The following is a 20,785-nucleotide window of genomic DNA, read 5'->3' as shown; positions in this document are numbered from 1 at the left end:
ATCGACGACCTCGCCGCCGCAGCACACGCCATGGACGCCGCCGACCCGCTGCGCGACTGCCGCGCGCTGTTCCACGGCATCGACGAGTCCGACGTGGTGGCCTACCTGGACGGCAACTCGCTCGGCAGGCCGACGATCGAGGCGACCGAGGCGATCACCGCTGCCGTCACGCAGTGGTCGGAGCGGTTGATCCGCGGCTGGGACGAGCAGTGGTTCGACCTACCGGTCACGATCGGCGATCGGCTCGGCCGGGTCCTGCTCGGTGCGGCGCCGGGCCAGACCACGATCGGCGACTCGACCACCGTGCTGCTGTACAAGCTGGCGCGCGGCGCCCTGGCGCTGCGGCCCGGCCGCACCGAGATCGTGCTCGACACCGACAACTTCCCCACCGACCGATACGTCCTCGAGGGGATCGCAGCCGAGGTGGGCCTCGAGTTGCGATGGATCACCGTCGATCCCGCCGCAGGAGTGGAGGCGGACGCGGTCCGCGACGCGGTCTCCGACCGGACCGCCCTCGTGGTGCTCAGCCATGTCGCGTACCGGTCGGGGTTCCTCGCCGACGCCGAGTCGATCACCCTGGCCGCGCACGCCGCGGGTGCTCTGGTGCTGTGGGACCTGTGCCATTCGGTGGGCAGTGTGCCCATCGAACTCGACGCCTGGGGTGTCGACTTCGCGGTCGGCTGTACCTACAAGTACCTCAACGGCGGTCCCGGCTCGCCCGCCTTCGGGTACGTGCACGCCGCGCACCAGGAGGCGTTCCGGCAGCCGATCTGGGGCTGGATGGGACGCCGAGATCCATTCGAGATGGCCGCCGGTTACGTTCCCGCCGAAGGGATTCGGCGCCTGATCAGCGGCACCCCCGCGGTGCTCGGGATGATCGCGATGCGGTCGACGATCGACCTGATCGACCGGGTCGGCATCGATGCGGTGCGGGCGAAGTCGATTCGGCTGACCGAGCACGCGCTCGACCTGTGCCGCGACCTCGTTCCCGGGGCCCGCGTCGGCTCACCGCTGGACCCGGCCCGCCGCGGCGGGCACGTCACCCTCGACCATCCCCGCTTCCGCGAGGCGCTTCCCCGCCTCTGGGATCGCGGGGTGCTCCCCGACTTCCGGGCCCCCGAGGGACTGCGGCTGGGACCGAGCCCGCTGAGCACCTCGTACACCGAGGTGCTCACCGGGGTCCGCACGATCGCCGAGGTGCTCGCCGACCCGTGACCGGTCAGTGCCCCCGCGACTCGCGCCGCGCCAGCGCCCCGAACACCCCGGCCGCGGCCGCGAAGAACACCGCCCCGACCCACGGCGCGAGGACGGCCGACGCGAGCACCCCGGTGACCGCGAACAGCGCAACCTGCACGACGAGGCGGCGCGGGTTGGGCAGTCGCCGGGTCGAGGTCGGCGCCATCCACACCGCCCAGATTCCGGCCGCGACGACGGGCAGCGCGACCGCGGCCAGCATGCGCACCGGGGTGGAGTCGCCGATCGCGGCGCCGGTGAGCGCAAGCACGGTCAGCATCGTCAACTCCAGCAGGAACGACGCCGCAGCCAGCGGCCCGACCGCGACGTCCGGGCGTCCGCTCGCGGTGTCGGTCACGACGCGACCCGGATCAGCAGCTTCCCGAAGTTCGCGCCGCGCAGCAGCCCGGCGAACGCCGTCGGCGCGTTCTCGATGCCGTCGACGACGTCCTCCCGGTACCGGACCTGCCCGTCCCGCAGCCACGCCGCCATCTCCGCGAGGAAGTGCACGTAGTGGTCCTTGACGAACTCCGACTGGATGAACCCGCGCACCGTCAGGCTCTTGGTCAGGATCCGGCTCATCAGCGCCGGCGCGTGGTCCGGCCCCGGCGGTGTCTCGGTCGCGTTGTACTGAGCGACCAAGCCGCACACCGGAACCCGCGCGTAGGTGTTGAGCAGCGGCAGTACCGCATCCCACACCGCGCCGCCCACGTTCTCGAAGTAGACGTCGATGCCGTCGGGGCAGGCCGCGGCGAGCTGGGCAGCGAAGTCGGGGGCGCGGTGGTCGACGGCGGCGTCGAAGCCCAGCTCCCTCAGGTGGGCGACCTTCTCCGGCCCGCCCGCGATACCCACCGCCCTGGCACCCTTGATCCTCGCGATCTGACCGACCGCGGACCCGACCGGCCCGGTGGCGGCCGCGACAACGACGGTCTCCCCGGGCCGCGGCTTCCCGATCTGCAGCAGCCCCGCGTACGCGGTGAACCCCGGCATGCCGAGCACACCGAGCGCCGTCTCCACCGGCGCCGCGGCGGGGTCGAGCCTGCGCACGTGCGCGGCGTCGGCAACCGAATGGGTCTGCCACCCCGAGAACGACAGCACCACGTCACCGGCCGCGAAGCCGGGTGCGCGCGACTCCAGCACCCGGCACACGGTGCCGCCGACCATGACCGCGCCCAGCGGCACCGGCTCCGCATAGGACTCCGCCTCGCTCATCCGGCCCCGCATGTACGGATCGAGGGACAGGTACAGCGTCTCGAGCAGCAGCTGGCCGTCGCCCGGCGTCGGGACCGGCCCCGATTCGACTCGGAAATCGGTGGGCTTCGGCTCGCCAACGGGACGGGACGCGAGCACGATTCGAGTGTTCTCGGCAGGCAGGCTCATCCTGCCGAGGCTAGTCCGCCGCCCCTCGCCCCGCACGGGACGCGCTCAGCCGAGCAGCGTCTTCTGCACCTTCCCCATCGCGTTGCGCGGCAACGCGTCGACGACGCGGATCTCGCGGGGCCGTTTGTGCGCGGACAGGTCGCCTGCGACGTGCGCGATCAGCGCGTCGGGGTCGACGCCGTCGCCGACGACGAACGCGACGATCCGCTGCCCGAGATCGTCGTCGGGCAGCCCGATCACGGCGACCTCGGTGACGCTCGGATGCCCGAGCAGACTGGCCTCGACCTCCCCGGCACCGATCCGGTAGCCGCCGGACTTGATCAGGTCGGTGGACTCGCGACCGACGATGCGGTGGACTCCGCCCGCGTCGATGGCGGCGACGTCACCAGTGATGAACCAGCCGTCCTCCGTCCAGGAGGCCGCGGTGGCGTCGGGCCGATTCAGGTAGCCGTCGAACAGCATCGGCCCGCGCACCTGCAGGCCTCCGATCGACTCGCCGTCGTGCGCGGCCGGCAGCCCGTCCTCCCCCACGATGCGGGTCGTCACGCCCTCGACGGGCACCCCCACCCAGCCGGGCCGCCGTTCGCCGTCGACGCGGGTGGACAGGGTGATCATCGTTTCGCTCATCCCGTACCGCTCGATCGGGGTCAGCCCGGTCAGCGCCGTGATCCGCTCGAAGACCGGTACCGGCAGCGGCGCGCTGCCGGAGACCAGCAGCCGCGCCCCGGCAAGGGCCCGCGCCGACTCCGCGTCGCCGGCGATTCGCGACCACACCGTCGGCACCCCGAAGTACAGGGTGCCGCCTGCTGCGGCGTACGCGGCGGGGGTCGGGGTTCCGGTGTGCACGAGCCTGCTGCCGACCCGCAGCGCCCCGAGCACACCGAGGACCAGGCCGTGGACGTGGAACAGCGGCAGCCCGTGCACGAGGACGTCCCGCTCGGTCCACTGCCACGCCTGCGCGAGCCCGTCGAGCCCGGCCGCGATCGCCCGGCGGGACAGCAGCACGCCCTTCGGTGCGCCGGTGGTGCCCGAGGTGTAGAGGATGAACGCGATCGACGCCGGGTCGGGTTCGGGGTGGGTGTGCCAATCCCTGGCGTGCAGCCGCACCGGGACGACGGGCAGCGTCGTCCCCTCGGGGGCAGCCCCGAGCCACGCCTGCGCACCGGAGTCGGTGAGGATGTGGTCGCGTTCGGCCTGCCCCGAGTCCGGCGGCACCGGCACCACGGTGACACCGGCGAACAGGCAGGCCACGATCGCCACAACGGTGGACGCGGTCGGTTCGGCGAGCACCGCGACCCGCCGCGCCCCGGCCAGCCTGCGGGCCAGCGCGCCCGCACCACCGACGAGGTCACTGCGGGAGAGGACCTGGCCGTCGATCGTGACGGCGTCGGGGACATCGTCGCCTCGGGCGACGGCAAGGGGGTTCAGCGAACGCAGCAGCACGCCCGCCAGCCTGTCACACTCCTACGCCCGGCTCACCAGCTGACGCATGAAGAAGGTGAGGTTCGCGGGCCGCTCCGCCAGCCTGCGCATGAAGTAGCCGTACCACTGGCCGCCGTACGGGACGTACACCCGCACCCGCGCACCGGTGCCCGCCAGCCGCCGCTGCTCGACGTCGCGGATGCCGTAAAGCATCTGATGCTCGAACCGGTCAGCTCCGCGACCCGCGCGCGCCGCCGCGGCCCGGGCGGCCTCGATCATCGCCGGGTCGTGGGTGGCGACCATCGGGTATCCCGCTCCGTCCATCAGCGTCGCCAGGCACCGCAGGTACGACGCATCCACCTCCGCCACGGTCTGGTACGCCACCGACGACGGCTCCCGATATGCGCCCTTGCACAATCGGATTCGGGACTGCGGACCTGCCAGGTCGCGGCAGTCCCCCGAGGTCCGCCGCAGGTAGGCCTGCAGCACCGTCCCCAGCGAGGGGAAGTCGCGGCGCACCTCGGCGACGATCGCGAGGGTCGAGTCGGTGGTGGTGTGATCCTCCGCGTCGACGGTCACCCACACCCCCGCCGCCTGCGCGGCCTCACACAGGGCGCGCGCATGGTCGAGGGCGATCCGGTCCCCGTCCCCGGGCAGCGCCCGACCTAGCGCGGACAGCTTCACCGACACCTCCAGCCGGCGCGGCTCCGACCCGCCCGCCTGCGGCAGATCACCGAGTTCGCCTAGCAGCGCTCGGTATTCGTCGACGGCCGCGCGAGCCTGCGCGCGGTCGACGGTGTCCTCCCCCAGGTGGTCGACGCTGACCGACAGGCCCGAGTCCAGCAGTGCGCGCACGACGTCCGACGCCTCCGCCCTGCTCTCGCCCGCAACGAACCGGGTGACCAGCGACCGGGTGCCGGGGGCGTGGGTGATCGCCGACCGCACCCGGGGTGAGCGTGCCGCGGCCAGGATCGCCGGGCGCAGCGGGTTGGCCACCTCATGCCTCCGGGCCCATGTGCGGGTAGCGGTGGTCCGTCGGCGGCACGAACGTCTCCTTGATCGTGCGTGCCGACGTCCAGCGCAGCAGGTTCAGCGGCGACCCCGCCTTGTCGTTGGTGCCGGACGCCCGCGCACCGCCGAACGGCTGCTGGCCGACCACCGCACCGGTGGGCTTGTCGTTGACGTAGAAGTTCCCCGCGGTGAATCGCAGTGCCGCCGAGGCCCGTTCGACGGCCGCCCGATCATCGGCGATCACCGACCCGGTGAGGGCGTACGGCGCGGTCCGGTCCACGACACCGAGCAGGTCGTCGAACGCGGCGGGCCCGGCGTCGTCGTAGACGTGCACCGACAGGATCGGCCCGAAGTACTCGGTGGCGAAGGACTCGTCGCCCGGATCGTCGGCGAGCAGCACCGTCGGCCGGACGAACCAGCCGACCGCGTCGTCGTGGGTGCCGCCGACCGCGACCTTCACCCCCGCCGCGCCACGGGCCCGCTCAATGGCCGCGACACTCTTGTCGTAGGCGGCCCGATCGATCAGCGCCCCACCGAAGTTCGCGAGGTCGGTGACGTCACCATAGGCGAGTTCGTCGACCTCGGCGAGGAAGTCCGCGCCCATCTCGTCCCACACCGAGCGCGGGATGTAGGCGCGGGACGCGGCGGAGCACTTCTGCCCCTGGTACTCGAACGCCCCGCGGATCAGGGCCGTGCGCAGCACATCCGGGTTCGCGGACGGGTGCGCGACGATGAAGTCCTTGCCGCCGGTCTCCCCCACCAGCCGCGGATATCCGCGGTAGCGGCCGATGTTCGCACCGACCTCCCGCCACAGGTGTTGGAACGTCGCGGTCGAACCGGTGAAGTGGATGCCCGCCAGCCTCGGATCACCCAGCACCACCTCGGACACCGCGACACCGGACCCGGTGACCAGGTTGATCACCCCCGGCGGCAGGCCCGCCTCCTCCAGCACCTTCATCGTCCAGTAGGCCGCCAGCGTCTGGGTGGACGCCGGCTTCCACACCACCGTGTTGCCCATCAGCGCGGGTGCGGTGGGCAGGTTGCCCGCGATCGCGGTGAAGTTGAACGGGGTAACGGCGTAGACGAATCCCTCGAGCGGGCGGTACTCCATCCGATTCCACACCCCCGGACTCGAGGCGGGCTGCTCGGCGAGGATCTGCCGCGCGAAGTGCACATTGAACCGCCAGAAGTCGACGAGTTCGCACGGGGAGTCGATCTCGGCCTGCTGGACCGACTTGGACTGCCCGAGCATCGTTGCGGCAACGAGGGTTTCACGCCACGGCCCGGACATCAGGTCCGCAGCGCGCAGCAGGATCGCGGCCCGCTCATCGAACGGCAGCGACCGCCATTCGGGGGCAGCGGCGACCGCCGCGGTCACGGCCGCGTCGGCGTCCTCGTGGGTGGCGCCGGTCAGGGTGCCGAGCACGGCGGCATGCCGGTGCGGCTGGACGACGTTGACCCGCTCGCCCCGCCCGAACCGGTGCACGCCGCCGATCACGTGCGGCAGGTCCGCGGGCGCCCCGGCCAGTTCGGCGAGCTCGGAGGCGAGGATCGTGCGCTCACGGCTGCCCGGCGCGTAGGAGTGGACCGGCTCGTTGACCGGCGAGGGAACCGACGTGACGGCATCCATGCTGCCTCCTGCCCGCGGTGACGCTGCAGGGGCGGTACCCCGGCAACGAGGAACTCCGCCCCCAGGCTAGCGCAGGAGCGGAGCCTGCGGAGCGACCGGAAAGCAGGAGCGGAGCCTGCGGAGCGACCGGAAAGCAGGAGCGGAGCCTGCGGAGCGACCGGAAAGCAGGAGCGGAGCCTGCGGAGCGACCCGAGGCAGCAGGAGCGGAGCCTGCGGAGCGACTCAGTTCTTGATCTCGCGATGGTCCCAGGCCGGGTCTGCCAGGAACTGCGGCGCGGGCCCGGTGAACGCGCGGGCCGCCTCGTCGTCGCCGCGCAGGGTGTGGTCGAGCCAGGCGGTGAGGTAGCCGCGGAACCCGCCCCCGTCGCGGGGCCAGGTGTGTGCGGTGCCGAGCAGTCTGCCCCGCGTCGCCGGGCCGGGGACGGCGTCGAAGTAGCCCTGTTGCGCGGCCGCGGTGGACACGGGATCGGCCGCGCCGGTGAGCAGGAGGACCGGGCCGGTGAGCGCGGCGGTGTCGATGGCGTCGGTCGGCTCGGTGACCCACATCGGGTCGGGCAGGTTCAGCAGCGCGGTTGCGGTGATCCGGCCGTTCGACCGGGTGGTGGCGTTGACCGCCCCACCCGCCCCCTGGGAGTGGCCGAGGGCCGCGATGCGGGTGACGTCGAGCCGATCGTGCAGCGCACTGTCCGGGTCGGTGTCCAGCGCGAGCACCTCGTCGAGGGCGTCGAGCATCTCGGCCCCGTCACCGGTGTCGCAGCTGTTGGCGACGACCACGACGAAACCCCAGGACGCCAGGTGCCGCAGCAGCGTCTCGTACTGGCGTGAGGTGGCGTGACTGCCGTTGCCGAACGTGACGACCGGGTGCCGGACGCCATCGCCGTCGCTGTCGCCGTCGTTGTCGCGGACCGGGTGGAACACCTCGTACCGGGTGCCGGGGGGCGGCCCGTCGGACGGTGCCGGGTCGTCGCCGCTCGGCCAGATGTCGCGGCAGCCGGGCGCCGCGCCCGGTGCCGCAGCGGCGGCCACCTGCCACGGACCGGGTTCGGCATAGCGCGCGGACACCGGCACCGCCGCTGGTGATGCCGCGGGAACGCCCGCGGCAGCGAGCGGGACCGCGGCGACGGCGACGGCCGCCGCGAGCACCGCGGCGCGGAGCAGGAATGGGCCTCGGGTCATCCGGCGAGTCGAGCGGCAGCGGCGGCGATGCGCTCGTCGGTCTCGGTCAGCGCCATCCGTACGTGGCGCCTGCTACCGGGGCCGTAGAAGTCGCCGGGGGCGACCAGGATGCCGCGCTCGGCGAACCAGTCGACGGTGTCGCGGCACGCCTCCTCCCTGGTCAGCCACAGGTACAGCCCGGCCTCGGAGTTGTCGACGGTGAACCCGGCTTTCCGGACGGCGGCGAGCAGGGTCTCGCGGCGCCTGCGGTACCGCTCCCGCTGCTCGTTCTCGTGGTCGTCGTCGCCGAGCGCGGCGGTCATCGCGGCCTGCACCGGCAGCGGCACGATCATGCCCGCGTGCTTGCGGACCTCGAGCAGTTCCGCGACGAGCGCCGGATCGCCGGTGACGAAGCCGGCGCGATAGCTGGCCAGGTTCGACGTCTTGGACAGCGAGTGCACGGCAAGCAGGTTCGTGTGGTCGCCGTCGCAGACCCGCGGGTCGAGCACCGAGTAGGCGTCGGCGTCCCAGGTGAGGCCCAGGTAGCACTCGTCCGACACGACGATCGCGTCCCGGCTGCGGGCGAACTCGACGACCTTGCGCAGGTGGTCGATGCCGAGCACCTTGCCGGTCGGATTCGACGGGGAGTTGATGAAGATCAGTTCGGGCCTCTCCGGGCCGAGCCGGGTCAGCCCGTCCGCCCGCAACACCCGGCACCCGGCGAGCAGCGCGCCCACCTCGTATGTCGGGTACGCGACCTCGGGAATGACCACCAGGTCGCCCGCGCCGAGGCCGAGCAGGGTCGGCATCCAGGCGATCATCTCCTTGGTGCCGAGCGCGGGCAGCACCGCGGCCGGGTCGATCCCGGTGACGCCGTAGCGCCGCGCGAGGGCCGCGCTCGCGGCCTCCCGCAGCGCGGCGGTGCCGTGCGTCGTCGGGTATCCGGGAATCGCGGACACCGAGGCGAGGGCCTCCCGGATCAGCGGGGCGACCGGGTCGACGGGGGTGCCGACGGACAGGTTGACGATCCCGTCGGGATGCGCCTGCGCCGTCGCCTTCGCGTCGGCGAGCGAATCCCAGGGGAAGTCCGGCAGACCGCGCGACACGGCATTGCGGGGCACGGTCAGCGCCTCAGTGCTCGCCCATGGGGGGCAGCGCCTTGATGAACGGCGGGTCGTAGTCGACCTTGCCGAGCTTGGCGGCGCCGCCGGGCGAGCCGAGGTCGACGAAGAAGTCGACGTTCGCGGAGACGTACGCGTTCCACTGGTCCGGGACGTCGTCCTCGTAGAAGATCGCCTCGACCGGGCAGACCGGCTCGCAGGCACCGCAGTCCACGCACTCGTCGGGGTGGATGTACAGCATCCGGCCACCCTCGTAAATACAGTCGACGGGGCACTCCTCGATGCATGCCTTGTCGAGCACATCCACGCACGGTTCTGCAATCGTGTAGGGCACTGCCGCTGCCTTTCTGACACGGACCTCTGATCGGGCGCACGTCGCGCACCAGGGTTACCAGTATCACCCCTGCCCGAGAGGAAGACCGGCTTAGGGTGCCCTCAGACGGTGGTGGCGCCCCTGGCCCCGCTGCCCGCGACGGCGGTGCGCACGGTGTGCCCGTCGACCCATCGTTTCCCCTGTACCGCCGCGTCGAACAGGGCCCCCCGCTCCCCGAGGTAGTCGGCGATCGCGCCGACGAGCGGCAGGTGCCCGAGGGCCCGCCACGGTCGGGACGGTTGCGGCCGCCGCTGCAGTTCACCGGGAATCGCCCGCAGCACCCGAGCGGTCTGCCACATGCCACCGAGCGCGGCGAGCGGCCGCCATCCGCGCGGCTCCTCGTCCCGCTCCCGCTGGTCCGCGGTGAGCAGGGTGCGCGCGTCGATCTCCCTGCGGCACAGCACCGACGCAAGCAGCTCCACCTGCGCGGTCCGATCCGTCACGCCCAGTTCCCTGGCCACCGCAATCAGCACCAGGGTCTGGTTCGCGAACCCGAGCAGGTCCTGCAGCGGCAGCCGCTTCGCGACCGGGCCGAGCACGCCGGGGAACGCGACCACGATCGTGTTGAGCAGCCCCAGCCGGGTCAGCCACCAGCGGGCGCGCCGCTCGTCGCTCGCCTGCTCCCACGCCGCGGTGCCCGGCAGCTCCGCGACGTCGAGCAGCCAGGCGGCGCCGTCGAGCACCCGGTCCAGCGGGCCAGCGCCCTGGGTTGGTGGCACGAAGGTGCGGGCCTTGATCCCGAACGGGTCCGCCGACGCCAGGTCCAGGACCGGGTTGACGCCCCACGCCGCCCGGTCCAGCACCGCGACGACCCGCGCGTCCCCGATCGGATCACGCTCGCTCATGACACCACCACCCTCGCCTCGTCGGTCCGCTCCGCGTACCCGGTCGTGCGTTCCCTGGCCGGTCTGCCGATGCCCTCGGCGATCGCCCGCAGTTCCGCGACGGTCTTTTCCGAGCCGTGCTGGGAGCCGGCCATCCTTGAGATCGTCTCCTCCATCAGGGTCCCGCCGAGATCGTTGGCGCCGCCCTGCAGCATCGCCCGGGTGCCGTCGATGCCCAGCTTCACCCAGCTGGTCTGGATGTTGTGGATCCGACCGTGCAGCATCACCCGGGCCAGCGCGTGGGCGGCCCGGTTGTCGCGCATCGTCGGGCCGGGACGGGACGCGCCAGCGAGGTAGAGCGGCGACGACTGGTGCACGAACGGCAGCAGCACGAACTCGGTGAAACCGCCCGTGCGGTCCTGGATTCCGCGCAGCACGTTCAGGTGCCCGACCCAGTGGTGCGGCTGATCGACGTGCCCGTACATCATCGTCGAACTCGACCGCAGACCCACCTCGTGCGCGGTGCTGACCACCTCGATCCAGGTGCTGGTCGGCAGCTTCCCCTTCGTCAGCACCCAGCGGACCTCGTCGTCGAGGATTTCCGCGGCCGTGCCGGGAATGGTGTCGAGGCCGGCGGCGCGCAGTTCGGTCAGCCAGTCCCGGACGGACTGCCCGCTGCGGGAGGCGCCGTTGACGATCTCCATCGGCGAGAACGCGTGCACGTGCATCGACGGAACCCGCTGCTTGACCGCGCGAACCAGGTCGGCGTACCCGGTGACCGGAAGTTCGGGGTCGATGCCGCCCTGCATGCACACCTCGGTCGCGCCAGCGACGTGCGCCTCCCACGCCCGGTCCGCGACCTCGGCTGCGGACAGCGTGAACGCGTCCGCATCACCCTTGCGCTGCGCGAACGCGCAGAACCGGCAGCCGGTGTAGCAGATGTTGGTGAAGTTGATGTTCCGGTTCACCACGTAGGTGACGTCGTCGCCGACGGCGTCGCGGCGCAGGGTGTCGGCGAGGGCGACGAGGGCCTCGAGCCCGGCACCCTCCGCGGTCGCGAGCGCCCGGTAGTCGTCGTCCGAGCATCCCGCCGGATCGGCCTCGGCGTTGCGCAGCGCGGTCAGCACGTCGGAGTCCACCCGCTGCGGGGCACTGAGCGAGAGCACCTGCTCACGGACCGTCTCCCAGTCGCCGAACGCGCTGCCCAGGTCGGAGCGGGTCTCGGTGTTGCGGCCGTCGGTGTCGATCTCGGTGTTCAGGTCGATGCGGCCGCTGGAGGACCAGGTCTCGTCCGGTTCCTGCCACGGCAGCCCGGACGGGATCGCGTCGGGGCGGGCCAGGCCGGTGCCGGGGTCGGCGAGGGCCTGCACGTGCCCGGCGATCCGCGGGTCGATCCACGGGGAACCCGCGAGCACGTACTGCGGTTGCGCGGCGGTCCGTTCGACGAGGGTGTATCCGGCCTCGGCGGTGATCGCGGCGAGGGTGTCGAGGTTCGGCCACGGCCGCTCCGGGTTGACGTGGTCCGGGGTCAGCGGCGACACCCCGCCCCAGTCGTCGACGCCCGCCGCGATCAGCGCAAGGCACTCGTCGCCGGAGACCAGGTTCGGCGGGGACTGGATCCGCATCGCCGGGCCGAGCACGAGCCGGGTGACCGCGATCGCGGCGCGGTACTCGTCGATCCCGGCATCCGGACGCTCGCGCATCGCGGTGTCATCCTTGGCGAGGAAGTTCTGCACGATCACCTCCTGGACGTGCCCGAACGCCTTGTGCGACTTGCGGATCGCCATGATCGTCTCGGCTCGTTCGGTCATCGTCTCGCCGATCCCGACCAGCAGCCCGGTGGTGAACGGCACCGACAGCCTGCCCGCGTCGGTGAGGGTGCGCAGCCGCACCGCCGGATCCTTGTCGGGGCTGCCGTGGTGGCACTGCCCCTTCTCGGTGAACAGCCGGGTCGCGGTGGTCTCCAGCATCATCCCCATCGACGGGGCGACGGGCTTGAGCCGGGAGATCTCCTCCCAGCTCAGCACGCCGGGGTTCAGGTGCGGCAGCAACCCGGTCTCCTCGAGCACCCGGATCGCCATCGCCCGCACGTAGTCCAGGGTGGAGTCGTAGCCGCGGGACTCCAGCCACTCCTTCGCCTCCGGCCACCGGTCCTCCGGCCGGTCCCCGAGCGTGAACAGGGCCTCCTTGCAGCCGAGTTCGACGCCGCGCCGCGCGATGTCGAGGACCTCGTCCGGGTCCAGGTACATGCCGTGCCCGTCGGCGCGCAGCTTGCCCGGGACGGTGACGAACGTGCAGTAGTGGCACCGGTCGCGGCACAGCCGGGTCAGCGGAATGAACACCTTCCGCGAGTAGCTGACCGTCCGCGGCCTGCCTGCGGCCTCCAGCCCGGCGTCCCGCACCCGCGCCGCCGAGTTGCATAGATCCTGCAGGTCGGCGCCGCGCGCGTGCAGCAGCACGGTCGCCTCGTCGACGTTGAGGGTCGCCCCGTCCCTGGCCCGACGCAACGCGCGCCGCATGGCAGATGCCGCAGGCGCCGCAGTCGGCATCGTCGGAGCGGGCAGCATCGAAGCGGGGGCGTGGTCGTCAGCAGTCACGCCGTCGATCATGCGCCATCGTCGGAGACCTACGCCAGAGCAGGTGCCGCGCTAGCGCGGGTACTCCTCGTCGTCGGGCACGTCCCGCGACTGCTCGACCGCATCGGCCTCGTCGACCTCCCTGGTGCCGACGGTCTCGAGCGTCGCGGACTGTTCGCGCTCCTCGTCGGGCAGCGCCGGGTCCTGTTGAGCAGCCCGATCCGCTTCCGCCATCTCGTTGTCGAGTCGATCCACCGGACGCTCCTTCCGCTCCCTCCCAGGCTAGGCCACATCGTGGCGTGCGGGCGGTGCACCGCCCGATGCGGCAGGGTGGAGGGGTGAGCACTCCCCCGACCGCCGTCGTCACGATGGCCGATCCGCGGTGGCGGCCGTCGCGCCGGGCACCGCTGCTGTGGGCGCTCGGCGCCGCCCTGGGGTGGGCGGCGGTGTTCGTCGCCCAGATGGTGTGGGGGTTCGTGGACCGGGCGTGGACGACGTGGCCGCATGTCGCGGTGTTCGCGGCGACCGCGCTGGCGGCGGTGGCCCACGTGTTCGTCGTCCCGCGGTGGCGGTACCGGGTACACCGGTGGGAGATCAGTGACACGGCCGTGTACACCCGGACCGGCTGGTTCACCCAGGAACGCCGGATCGCGCCGATCTCCCGGATCCAGACCGTCGACACCGAACGCGGCCCCCTGGAACGGATGCTCGGCCTCGCGACCGTCACCGTCACCACCGCGTCGTCGGCTGGCGCGGTGCGGATCGAGGCCCTCGACTCCGGGGTCGCCGACGCCGCCGTCACCCGCCTGACCGAGATCGCGGGCCGCAATGTCGGTGACGCGACGTGACCGGGCCGCACCCGGCGCACGGGGCCGCGCCGCCGGAGGACTCGGGACCCGCCGCCCTCGCCGCCGAGGAGGAGCAGCCGTGGCTGCGGCTCGACACCCGGATGCTGCTGGTGCATCCGGTGACCGAGGCGGTCAAGTTCCTTCCGGTGCTGCTGGTCTCGTTGATTCTCGGCAGTCAGAGCGGCAACCACCTGTGGGGGCTTGCTGCGGTGGCGGCCCTGGTCGGGGTCGCGATCGCACGGTGGCTGACCACCAGCTACCGGATCGGCCCGGTGCACGTGCAGCTGCGGACCGGGGTGGTCGAGCGGAAGCTGCTCTCCATCCCGCGCAACCGGATCCGGTCGGTCGACGTAGAGGCAGGCCCGCTGCATCGGATCCTCGGCCTGGCGGTGGTGCGGATCGGGACCGGGCAGCGCGCCGAGAAGGCAGGTCGGACCGCGCGATTCGAGCTCAACGCCCTCGATGCCCGGGTGGTCCCGGCACTGCGGGAGGCGCTGCTGACCCGGCACCCCGATCCGGCACTCCCCGACGGACCGGCGGAGGTCGCGCCGCCGCCCGCGGTCGAGATCGCGCACTGGTCCCCGACCTGGGTGCGGTACGCCCCGCTGTCGATGACCGGGGTGCTCACGGTCGCCGCCGCGGTCGGGTTGGCGTTCCAGTACGGGATCGGTGAGCGGCTCGCGAACGCCGACGCGGTCGCCGCTGGCCTGCAGTGGCTGCGCGGTCTCGGGGTCGTGGTCATGGTCGGCGTCGGGGTGGTCGCGCTGCTGGTGATCGCGAGTGGCCTCGCCTGCATTCGCTACCTGCTGGCGTTCGGCGACCTGCGGGTCACCGACGACGGGCACGTGCTGCACGTGAGCCACGGCCTGCTCCGCACCCGGCAGACCACCCTGGACCGGGCACGGCTGCGCGGCACCAGCCTCCGCGAGCCCCTGCTGCTCCGGCTCGCGGGGGGCGCGCGCCTCGACGCGGTGATGACCGGGGTGTCCACCGAGCGGCGACATTCGTCGATGCTGCTTCCGCAGGCCCCGCGCGGCGACGCGCTGCGCATGCGGCACCTCGTGCTGGGTCGGGGGCTCGACGGCGTGACCCTCGCGCGGCACGGCGGCGCAGCACGGCGCAGGCGGTACACCCGGGCGTTGGTCCCGCTGGCGGTGGTCGCCGCCGGGGCCGCGGTGGCCGGGGCGGTCGGCGCCCCGATCCGGTGGCCGGTGTGGGCGGGGATCGCACTGCTCGCGGTCGCCGCTGCGGCACTGGCGTACGACCGCTACCGCGGGCTCGGGCACGCGACCCCGCCGGGGCGGCTGGTGACCCGCAGCGGTTCCCTCGATCGCAGCACGCACACCCTTGACGCGAACGGGATTGTCGGATGGACCGTACGGCAGACCTACTTCCAGCGTCGCGCCGGTGTCGCCACGGTGATCGCCGCGACCCCGGCGGGCATCGGCGGCTACCAGGTCCTGGACCTGCCAGCCGAGCGGGCATGGCCACTGGTGGAGACGGTGACGCCCGGCGGCTGCGACGTCTGGGCGCGCCGGTGAGGTACCCGACGCTGGCGGACATGGACGCCGACCTGATCGCCTGCCGGCGCTGCCCGCGTCTCGTCGAGTGGCGGGAGCGGGTGGCGCGGGAGAAGCGGGCCGCGTTCCGTGACGAAACCTATTGGGGACGTCCGGTTCCCGGGTTCGGGCCACCCGACGCGGCGCTGCTGATCGTCGGGCTGGCGCCCGCCGCGCACGGCGGGAACCGCACCGGGCGGATGTTCACCGGCGACCGCAGCGGCGACGTCCTGTACGCTGCGCTGCACGCCGTCGGCCTGGCGAACCAGCCGACCGCCGTGTCCCTCGACGACGGGCTCGCGTTGCGCGGCACCAGGATCACCGCGCCCGTGCATTGCGCGCCGCCGGACAACAAGCCCACCCCCGGCGAGCGGGACACCTGCCGCCGCTGGCTCGACGAGGAGCTGCGCCTGCTGACGCCGACGCTGCGGGCGGTGGTGGTGCTCGGCGGATTCGGGTGGCGGGCGTTGCTGCCGGTCCTGGCCGACGCGGGCTGGACGGTGCCGCGCCCGCGCCCGACGTTCGGCCACGGCGCGCACGTCGAGTTGGCAGGCACACGGCCGCTGCACCTGTTCGGCAGCTATCACGTCAGCCAGCAGAACACCTTCACCGGCCGGCTCACCCCGACGATGCTCGAGACCGTTCTCGCCGACGCCGGACGCGCCGCGGGGCTACTCCACTGAGCTGCACCCCCGCGGGTCAGCGGCGTGCAGCCTGCCCGCGTTCGACCGCCGCGGCGGCGCCCCAGGTGAGCAGCAACGCGACCGCGGGGACCACGCCGGCGACGAGCAGGAGCATCGTGCGCCAGTCGGCGATCAGCAGCGAATCACCGCCGGGGCCGCCAACCATGCAGATCAGGAACCCGAGGAACCAGCCCGCGAGCGGGAGCGCGTACCGCGCGGGGCGGTCGGTCACCGTGCGGGCCCCGACCAGCAGCGCGATGTTGACGACCGCGGCGGCCAGCGCGCTGATCGGGAACGGGACCGACCCCAACCGGGCTGGCAGGAAGAGCACCGCGAGGATCGCGGTGAGGAACCCGTCGAAGACCAGCAGGACGAGAACGACTCGATCAAGGACGCCGGTGCCTGCGGCGCGCTGGGTTGGGGCGGATCCGACGGTCATGACCGACAATCGTAGGCGGCTCGCCGGTCCCGTCAGGGCACCGGCGGATACCCGAGCATCGTCAGCAGATGCGACTGCATGTCAACGAACCCGTACAGCGCGTTCATGTACATCTCGTGATGCACCTGCGCGTTCGGCCGCAGCGAGTCCACGAACGCGACGATCTGGTTCTGGACGCTCCAGTTCACCCGGGCACCTCCCCCACCCCTAGCGGTATGACGTGCATCACAGCATAGGCGCTCGGGGTGCTCAGTGGTGGAACGCCGTCCGTTCGCTGTCGTCCGGGGTGCCGTGCCGCAGCCGCTGCAGCGCCGTCTCGATGTCGGCAGCGAGCAGCGCGATCGCGTCCCGGGAGATGCCGTGCCGCACCAGCACCCGTTGCACGACGGTGGCCTCCCGGTGCGGCGGCAACGGGTAGGACGGCACCTGCCATCCCCGGGCCCGCAGCGCGTCGCTGAGGTCGTATAGCGAGAAGCCGGCCGTCGCGGGATCGGTGAGGGTGTACGACACCGCGGGCAGGCCCCCGGTCCCGTCGTAGAGGATCGTGAACGGACCCATCTCCCGGATCCGCTCGGCGAAGTACTGGGCGGTGTCCGCGCAGTTCTGCTGGATCTGCCGGTACCCCTCACGGCCGAGGCGCAACAGCAGGTAGTACTGGGCGACGATCTCGCCGCCGGGCCGGGAGAAATTCAACGCGAAGGTCGGCATGTCACCGCCGAGATAGCTGACCCGGAACACCAGGTCCTCGGGCAACCGGTCGGCGCTGCGCCAGACCGCCCAGCCGACACCGAGCGGCGCGAGACCGTACTTGTGCCCGGACGCGTTGATCGATGCCACCCGGGCAATCCTGAAGTCCCACACCAGTTCCGGCTGTACGAACGGGGCGATGAATCCACCGCTTGCCGCGTCGACGTGAATCGGGACGTCCCAGCCGTGTTCCTGCTCGATCGCATCGAGTTCCGCCGCGATCTCCGCGACCGGCTCGTAGTTGCACGTGTAGGTGACCCCGAGAATCGCGATGACCCCGATCGTGTTCTCGTCCACGTACTCACGCAGTTGGTGCGGCAGCAGGCCGGTCGCCCCCTCCTCGAGCGGGACCTGGCGCAGCTCCACGTCGAAGTAGCGGGCGAACTTCTCCCAGCACACCTGGACCGGGCCGCAGACCAGGTTCGGCCGATCCGTCGGCCTGCCCTCGTCGCGGCGCCGTTCCCGCCAGCGCCACTTCAGCGCCAGCCCGCCGAGCATCGCGGCCTCGCTCGACCCGGTCGTCGAGCAGCCGACCGTGGTCCGGCCGTCCGGCGAGTTCCACAGATCCGCGAGCATGTGGACGCAGCGGGACTCGATCTCCGCGGTCTGCGGGTACTCGTCCTTGTCGATCATGTTCTTGTCGAGGCAGTCGTTCATCAGCCGGTGCACCTCGTCCTCGGACCAGGTCGAGCAGAAGGTCGCGAGGTTCTGCGAGGAGTTCCCGTCCAGCGCCAGCTCGCCGCGGATCAGCGCAAAGGCGATCCGCGGATCCGACGCACCTTGCGGCATTTGATATTTGGGGAGGACCGCCTCGCTGAGCGGTGTCGCATAGATGTCGACGTGATCCCCGACCCGGTGCAGCGCCATCGGTCCGTGTCCCTCCGTGGGTGAAACACACACTGTGGAAACCGACCACAGCCTAACCCGGGAGGGACGGCCTCACACGCCGGAGAACAGATCCCGCTCGCGCCCGTCCGGGCCGGTCTCGCCGCGCTCGCCACGGACCAACACGTAGTGCTCGTCCACCAGGATCGGCTGGACGATGCTGTTGGACAACGCGTATTCGGTGCGACTCGGCGCCACCGTGACCTGGGTGGCGTGCGCCTCGAACGCGGCGACCTTCGCGGGCAGGTGCGCGCGGACGTCGATGGTGGTGGTCACCGACTCGTCCGGCACGCACGGCAGTTCGCCGGGCTCCGGCAGCCGCCACGTCGCCGGGACCTCGGTGATGCAGCCGAGTCCCGCGGCCAACGACGACTCCTCGGTTACCGTCCAGTACAGCTTGGCGACGTCCCACGGCTGCCCGCCCGCGGAATGCTCCGGCGCGGCGGCGGCTTCGACCGCCGCCGTGACCACCTCGTGCACCCGAATGTGGTCGGGGTGACCGTAGCCGCCGTTCGGGTCGTAGCAGACCACGACCTGGGGGCGCCGCTCCCGGATCACCTCGACCAGCGCGCCGACGACCTCGTCCCGGTCCGCGTTCACAAAGGCGCGCGGATTCGCCGCCGCCGGGGTCCCGGCCATGCCGGAATCCCGCCACCGCCCGGCCCCGCCGAGGAACCGGGGCGCCGCGACCCCGAGCCTGCCCAGCGCCGAGGACAGTTCGAGGATGCGGTAACCCCCCAGCTGATCGGCGCGGTCCGCGACCAGCCCGGCCCAGGTGTCGCCGATCACCTCGCCCTCCTCCCCGAGCGTGCAGGTCACGACCGTGACCTCGGCACCCGCTGCGGCGTAGCGGGCGATGGTTCCGCCCATGGTGAGGGTTTCGTCGTCGGGATGGGCGTGCACGACGAGCAGTCGCGCGTCCCCAGCGTTCGTCGTCATCAGTTCAGTTCCTCGACCACTCCGCGACATCACTGAAGATGCCAACTCCCGTCGCCCCGCTCAGCGACACACCATCCACGTCCGGACCCGCGGCGACGACGGTGGTGTCCTGCAGGACCGGAAGCACCGTCGCCAACTCCCACAGTCGGGGTTCGGCCTGCGCGATCAGCTGCCCGACATCGCCGATCCCGCGCAGCGCGTCGTCGATCCCCTGCTGCAGGGTCGGGTCACACAGTCCCGAGACGTTGCTCGGTGCAGCGGGATTCGGCTCGGTGTTCTCGTCCGTCGGCTCGGCGTCCTCGTCGGTCGCCGATCCGTCGGGGTCGGGGTGACCCGTCGCTGTCGGTGCGGGTACGTCGTCGGTTTCCGCCAGCGGCTCCGGCACCGGACCGGCGGGCAGCGGGCAGCCGTACCGGGAGGCCAGCGCCGTCGCCGGGTCCGACCCGGCCCTGGTCCAGCCGACCACCGCGTCCACCCGGCCGTCGATCAGCGCCCGACCGTACAGCTCCTCCGCACGCATCGTCGTCACGGTCACCGTGGCTCCGGCACCGCGCCACTGATCGGCCGCCGTGTTCGCGACCGCGATCGCGGTGTCGTCACCCGCCGTGGCCCCGATCGTCAGGGTCATCGGGGCGCCGTCGCGCACGAGCTGCCACGCCCCGTCCGGGTCCGTCGGATCCACCGGCTCGTGCAGCCACCCGGATTCCGCGAGCAAACCGAGCGCCTGCTCGCGTCCCAGCGGCGGCGGCGCCGTCGGGGCGTAGCCGGGCGCGGACGGCGCAAGCACCTGGGCCCGCGCCACGCTCGCGTTCGCGCCCGTCGGGGTGCCGACGGCGGCGAGCAGGTCGGGGTCGACCAGGCCGAAGAGCCCGCGCCGCACCCGCTGGTCGGACACCGTCGGGGTGCGGCCGTTGAGGGTCACGTCCAGCACCCGCGGCTGCGGCGTCGTGCCGGACCGGACGCCGGGGACCGCACCGAGCTGCGCCTGCAGCGTGCCCGCGCCCCGAACCTGGACGACCTGCGCGTCACCGGAGCGGATCGAGTCGGTGAGCTGCGCGTTGGACCCACCCCGCCGCAGCAGGACCTGGTCGGCGACGGCCGGGCGACCCCAGAACCGGTCGTTGCGTTCGAGGAGAATCTCGTCGCGACCCCGGTCAACGCTCTTGATGTGGAACTGTGCGCCGGACACCGGGATGTTCTCGGCCAGCCCGCGCGCGAAGCCGCCGGGGGTGTCCTTGACCAGATGCGACGGCAGCAGGTCGGTGAACAGCTCACGCCACGCCGGATAGGGGGCGCGCATCGTGACCGTGACCGTCTTGCCGCCCGCCGACGACGCGACGTCGTCGATCAGCGCGTAGCCCGCGGGGTCAACGACGCCCGGCTCGCTGATCATCTGCTGCCACAGGTAGCGGAAGTCCTCGGCCGCGATCGGCGCGCTGTCCGACCACTGCGCCTCGTTGCGGAGCTGGTAGGTGACCGTGAACGGGGCCTGCGCGGTGACGTCCGCCGACACCAGCAGCGACTCGTCCGGCACCCAGTCGGTGCCCCCCGGCACGGTGGCGCTCGGGACCGGCCGGAACGGGCTCGGCAGCACCATCGACGTGACCGCGGCGTTCACCGGGGACTGGTCGGAGAGCAGGTGCGGGTTGAAGCCCTGACCGATCTCGTCGATCGCGACAACGACGGTGTTCTTCGTCGGGACCGTCGTGGTGGGTTTCGGGCTGTCCGTGCTCTCCACCGGCGGCGGCGGATTCGCGGTGCAGCCGGCGAGCACGAGCCCCGCGGCCAGCACGGTCGCGATCGGCAGAATCCCTCGCACTCACCCGTCCCTTCGGTCTGCGGCTACGCCGACCGTGCGTGATGTGCACCCCGTTCGGGGTGGACAAAACCCACCGGCGCGGCACCCCCCCGAACACCGCGGCCAAGTAACGCCCCCAGTGACGATATAACAACAGAACCA

Annotated in this window: 20 protein-coding genes; 4 read left to right on the top strand and 16 right to left on the bottom strand. The window is 72.2% G+C overall.

The genetic code is table 11. From position 1 onward, the window contains the following. The first annotated feature begins 30 nt into the window (after positions 1 to 30). The gene (gene kynU, locus ACFWPA_RS04425; RefSeq protein WP_378569776.1) at positions 31 to 1,215 is read left to right on the top strand and encodes a kynureninase; all 1,185 of its coding nucleotides are present in this window, start codon (positions 31 to 33) and stop codon (positions 1,213 to 1,215) included. Positions 1,216 to 1,219: 4 nt separating this feature from the next. On the opposite strand, the gene ACFWPA_RS04420 is transcribed toward kynU, so the two are convergent. The 11 genes from ACFWPA_RS04420 to ACFWPA_RS04370 all read right to left on the bottom strand — a co-directional run bounded on the left by ACFWPA_RS04420 (position 1,220) and on the right by ACFWPA_RS04370 (position 12,980). Beyond that, a complete protein-coding gene (locus tag ACFWPA_RS04420; protein WP_378505826.1) occupies positions 1,220 to 1,591 on the bottom strand; it encodes a YrdB family protein in 372 nt (123 codons plus the stop codon). Then, on the bottom strand, positions 1,588 to 2,613 hold the full coding sequence (locus tag ACFWPA_RS04415; RefSeq protein ID WP_378505825.1) for an NADP-dependent oxidoreductase: 1,026 nt from the start codon (positions 2,611 to 2,613) through the stop codon (positions 1,588 to 1,590). Before ACFWPA_RS04415 ends, ACFWPA_RS04420 begins: the two co-directional genes overlap by 4 nt. A 45-nt stretch (positions 2,614 to 2,658) precedes the next feature. Further along, the gene (locus tag ACFWPA_RS04410; RefSeq protein WP_378505824.1) at positions 2,659 to 4,056 is read right to left on the bottom strand and encodes an acyl-CoA synthetase; all 1,398 of its coding nucleotides are present in this window, start codon (positions 4,054 to 4,056) and stop codon (positions 2,659 to 2,661) included. A gap of 21 nt (positions 4,057 to 4,077) precedes the next feature. Continuing rightward, a complete protein-coding gene (locus tag ACFWPA_RS04405) occupies positions 4,078 to 5,031 on the bottom strand; it encodes a proline dehydrogenase family protein (RefSeq protein ID WP_378505823.1) in 954 nt (317 codons plus the stop codon). 1 nt (position 5,032) lies between these two features. Then, positions 5,033 to 6,676 carry an L-glutamate gamma-semialdehyde dehydrogenase gene (gene pruA / locus ACFWPA_RS04400; RefSeq protein WP_378505822.1) on the bottom strand — a complete coding sequence of 548 codons (1,644 nt, stop codon included), beginning with the start codon at positions 6,674 to 6,676 and terminating at the stop codon, positions 5,033 to 5,035. Positions 6,677 to 6,898: 222 nt separating this feature from the next. Continuing rightward, positions 6,899 to 7,852 (bottom strand): alpha/beta hydrolase, encoded by a 954-nt coding sequence (locus ACFWPA_RS04395; RefSeq protein WP_378569690.1) that lies wholly within the window; start codon positions 7,850 to 7,852, stop codon positions 6,899 to 6,901. Then, positions 7,849 to 8,937, bottom strand: coding sequence for a succinyldiaminopimelate transaminase (dapC, locus tag ACFWPA_RS04390; protein WP_378506044.1), 1,089 nt, complete (start codon positions 8,935 to 8,937; stop codon positions 7,849 to 7,851). The genes ACFWPA_RS04395 and dapC overlap by 4 nt, the downstream gene beginning before the upstream one ends. A 25-nt stretch (positions 8,938 to 8,962) precedes the next feature. Beyond that, positions 8,963 to 9,286, bottom strand: a complete 324-nt coding sequence (gene fdxA / locus ACFWPA_RS04385) for a ferredoxin (protein ID WP_027502985.1) — start codon at positions 9,284 to 9,286, stop codon at positions 8,963 to 8,965. Positions 9,287 to 9,387: 101 nt separating this feature from the next. Continuing rightward, the gene (locus tag ACFWPA_RS04380; protein ID WP_378505820.1) at positions 9,388 to 10,170 is read right to left on the bottom strand and encodes a hypothetical protein; all 783 of its coding nucleotides are present in this window, start codon (positions 10,168 to 10,170) and stop codon (positions 9,388 to 9,390) included. After that, positions 10,167 to 12,716: a bifunctional FO biosynthesis protein CofGH gene (locus tag ACFWPA_RS04375; protein WP_378506043.1), complete on the bottom strand. Its 2,550-nt coding sequence runs from the start codon at positions 12,714 to 12,716 to the stop codon at positions 10,167 to 10,169. The genes ACFWPA_RS04380 and ACFWPA_RS04375 overlap by 4 nt, the downstream gene beginning before the upstream one ends. An 81-nt stretch (positions 12,717 to 12,797) precedes the next feature. Beyond that, complete coding sequence (locus ACFWPA_RS04370; protein WP_378505819.1) at positions 12,798 to 12,980, bottom strand: hypothetical protein; 183 nt, start codon at positions 12,978 to 12,980, stop codon at positions 12,798 to 12,800. Between the two features lie 83 nt (positions 12,981 to 13,063). On the opposite strand from ACFWPA_RS04370, the gene ACFWPA_RS04365 reads away from it, so the two are divergent. From ACFWPA_RS04365 to ACFWPA_RS04355, 3 genes are all read left to right on the top strand, one after another. Next, positions 13,064 to 13,573 carry a PH domain-containing protein gene (locus ACFWPA_RS04365; protein WP_378505818.1) on the top strand — a complete coding sequence of 170 codons (510 nt, stop codon included), beginning with the start codon at positions 13,064 to 13,066 and terminating at the stop codon, positions 13,571 to 13,573. A 101-nt stretch (positions 13,574 to 13,674) separates the two neighbouring features. After that, complete coding sequence (locus ACFWPA_RS04360; RefSeq protein ID WP_378569775.1) at positions 13,675 to 15,114, top strand: PH domain-containing protein; 1,440 nt, start codon at positions 13,675 to 13,677, stop codon at positions 15,112 to 15,114. A gap of 20 nt (positions 15,115 to 15,134) precedes the next feature. Beyond that, positions 15,135 to 15,815 (top strand): uracil-DNA glycosylase, encoded by a 681-nt coding sequence (locus ACFWPA_RS04355; protein ID WP_378569774.1) that lies wholly within the window; start codon positions 15,135 to 15,137, stop codon positions 15,813 to 15,815. Between the two features lie 16 nt (positions 15,816 to 15,831). Here ACFWPA_RS04355 and ACFWPA_RS04350 read toward each other — a convergent pair whose 3' ends face one another. From ACFWPA_RS04350 to ACFWPA_RS04330, 5 genes are all read right to left on the bottom strand, one after another. Further along, the gene (locus tag ACFWPA_RS04350; protein WP_378569689.1) at positions 15,832 to 16,254 is read right to left on the bottom strand and encodes a hypothetical protein; all 423 of its coding nucleotides are present in this window, start codon (positions 16,252 to 16,254) and stop codon (positions 15,832 to 15,834) included. A gap of 32 nt (positions 16,255 to 16,286) precedes the next feature. Further along, entirely contained in the window at positions 16,287 to 16,442 is a 156-nt protein-coding gene (locus ACFWPA_RS04345; RefSeq protein WP_378505816.1) for a hypothetical protein, read from the bottom strand. Between the two features lie 61 nt (positions 16,443 to 16,503). Further along, entirely contained in the window at positions 16,504 to 17,868 is a 1,365-nt protein-coding gene (locus ACFWPA_RS04340; RefSeq protein WP_378505815.1) for a glutamate decarboxylase, read from the bottom strand. Between the two features lie 72 nt (positions 17,869 to 17,940). Continuing rightward, on the bottom strand, positions 17,941 to 18,825 hold the full coding sequence (gene mshB / locus ACFWPA_RS04335; RefSeq protein ID WP_378569688.1) for an N-acetyl-1-D-myo-inositol-2-amino-2-deoxy-alpha-D-glucopyranoside deacetylase: 885 nt from the start codon (positions 18,823 to 18,825) through the stop codon (positions 17,941 to 17,943). Between the two features lie 4 nt (positions 18,826 to 18,829). Beyond that, the gene (locus tag ACFWPA_RS04330) at positions 18,830 to 20,644 is read right to left on the bottom strand and encodes an ABC transporter family substrate-binding protein (protein ID WP_378569687.1); all 1,815 of its coding nucleotides are present in this window, start codon (positions 20,642 to 20,644) and stop codon (positions 18,830 to 18,832) included. Between the last annotated feature and the right edge of the window lie 141 nt (positions 20,645 to 20,785).

It is taken from the genome of Rhodococcus sp. NPDC058505 (assembly GCF_042720095.1).
In the GTDB taxonomy this organism is placed as follows: Bacteria; Actinomycetota; Actinomycetes; order Mycobacteriales; family Mycobacteriaceae; genus Rhodococcus_G.
The sequence above is the reverse complement of the archived record's forward strand: the minus strand, read 5'-3'. Positions and strand labels throughout refer to the sequence as shown.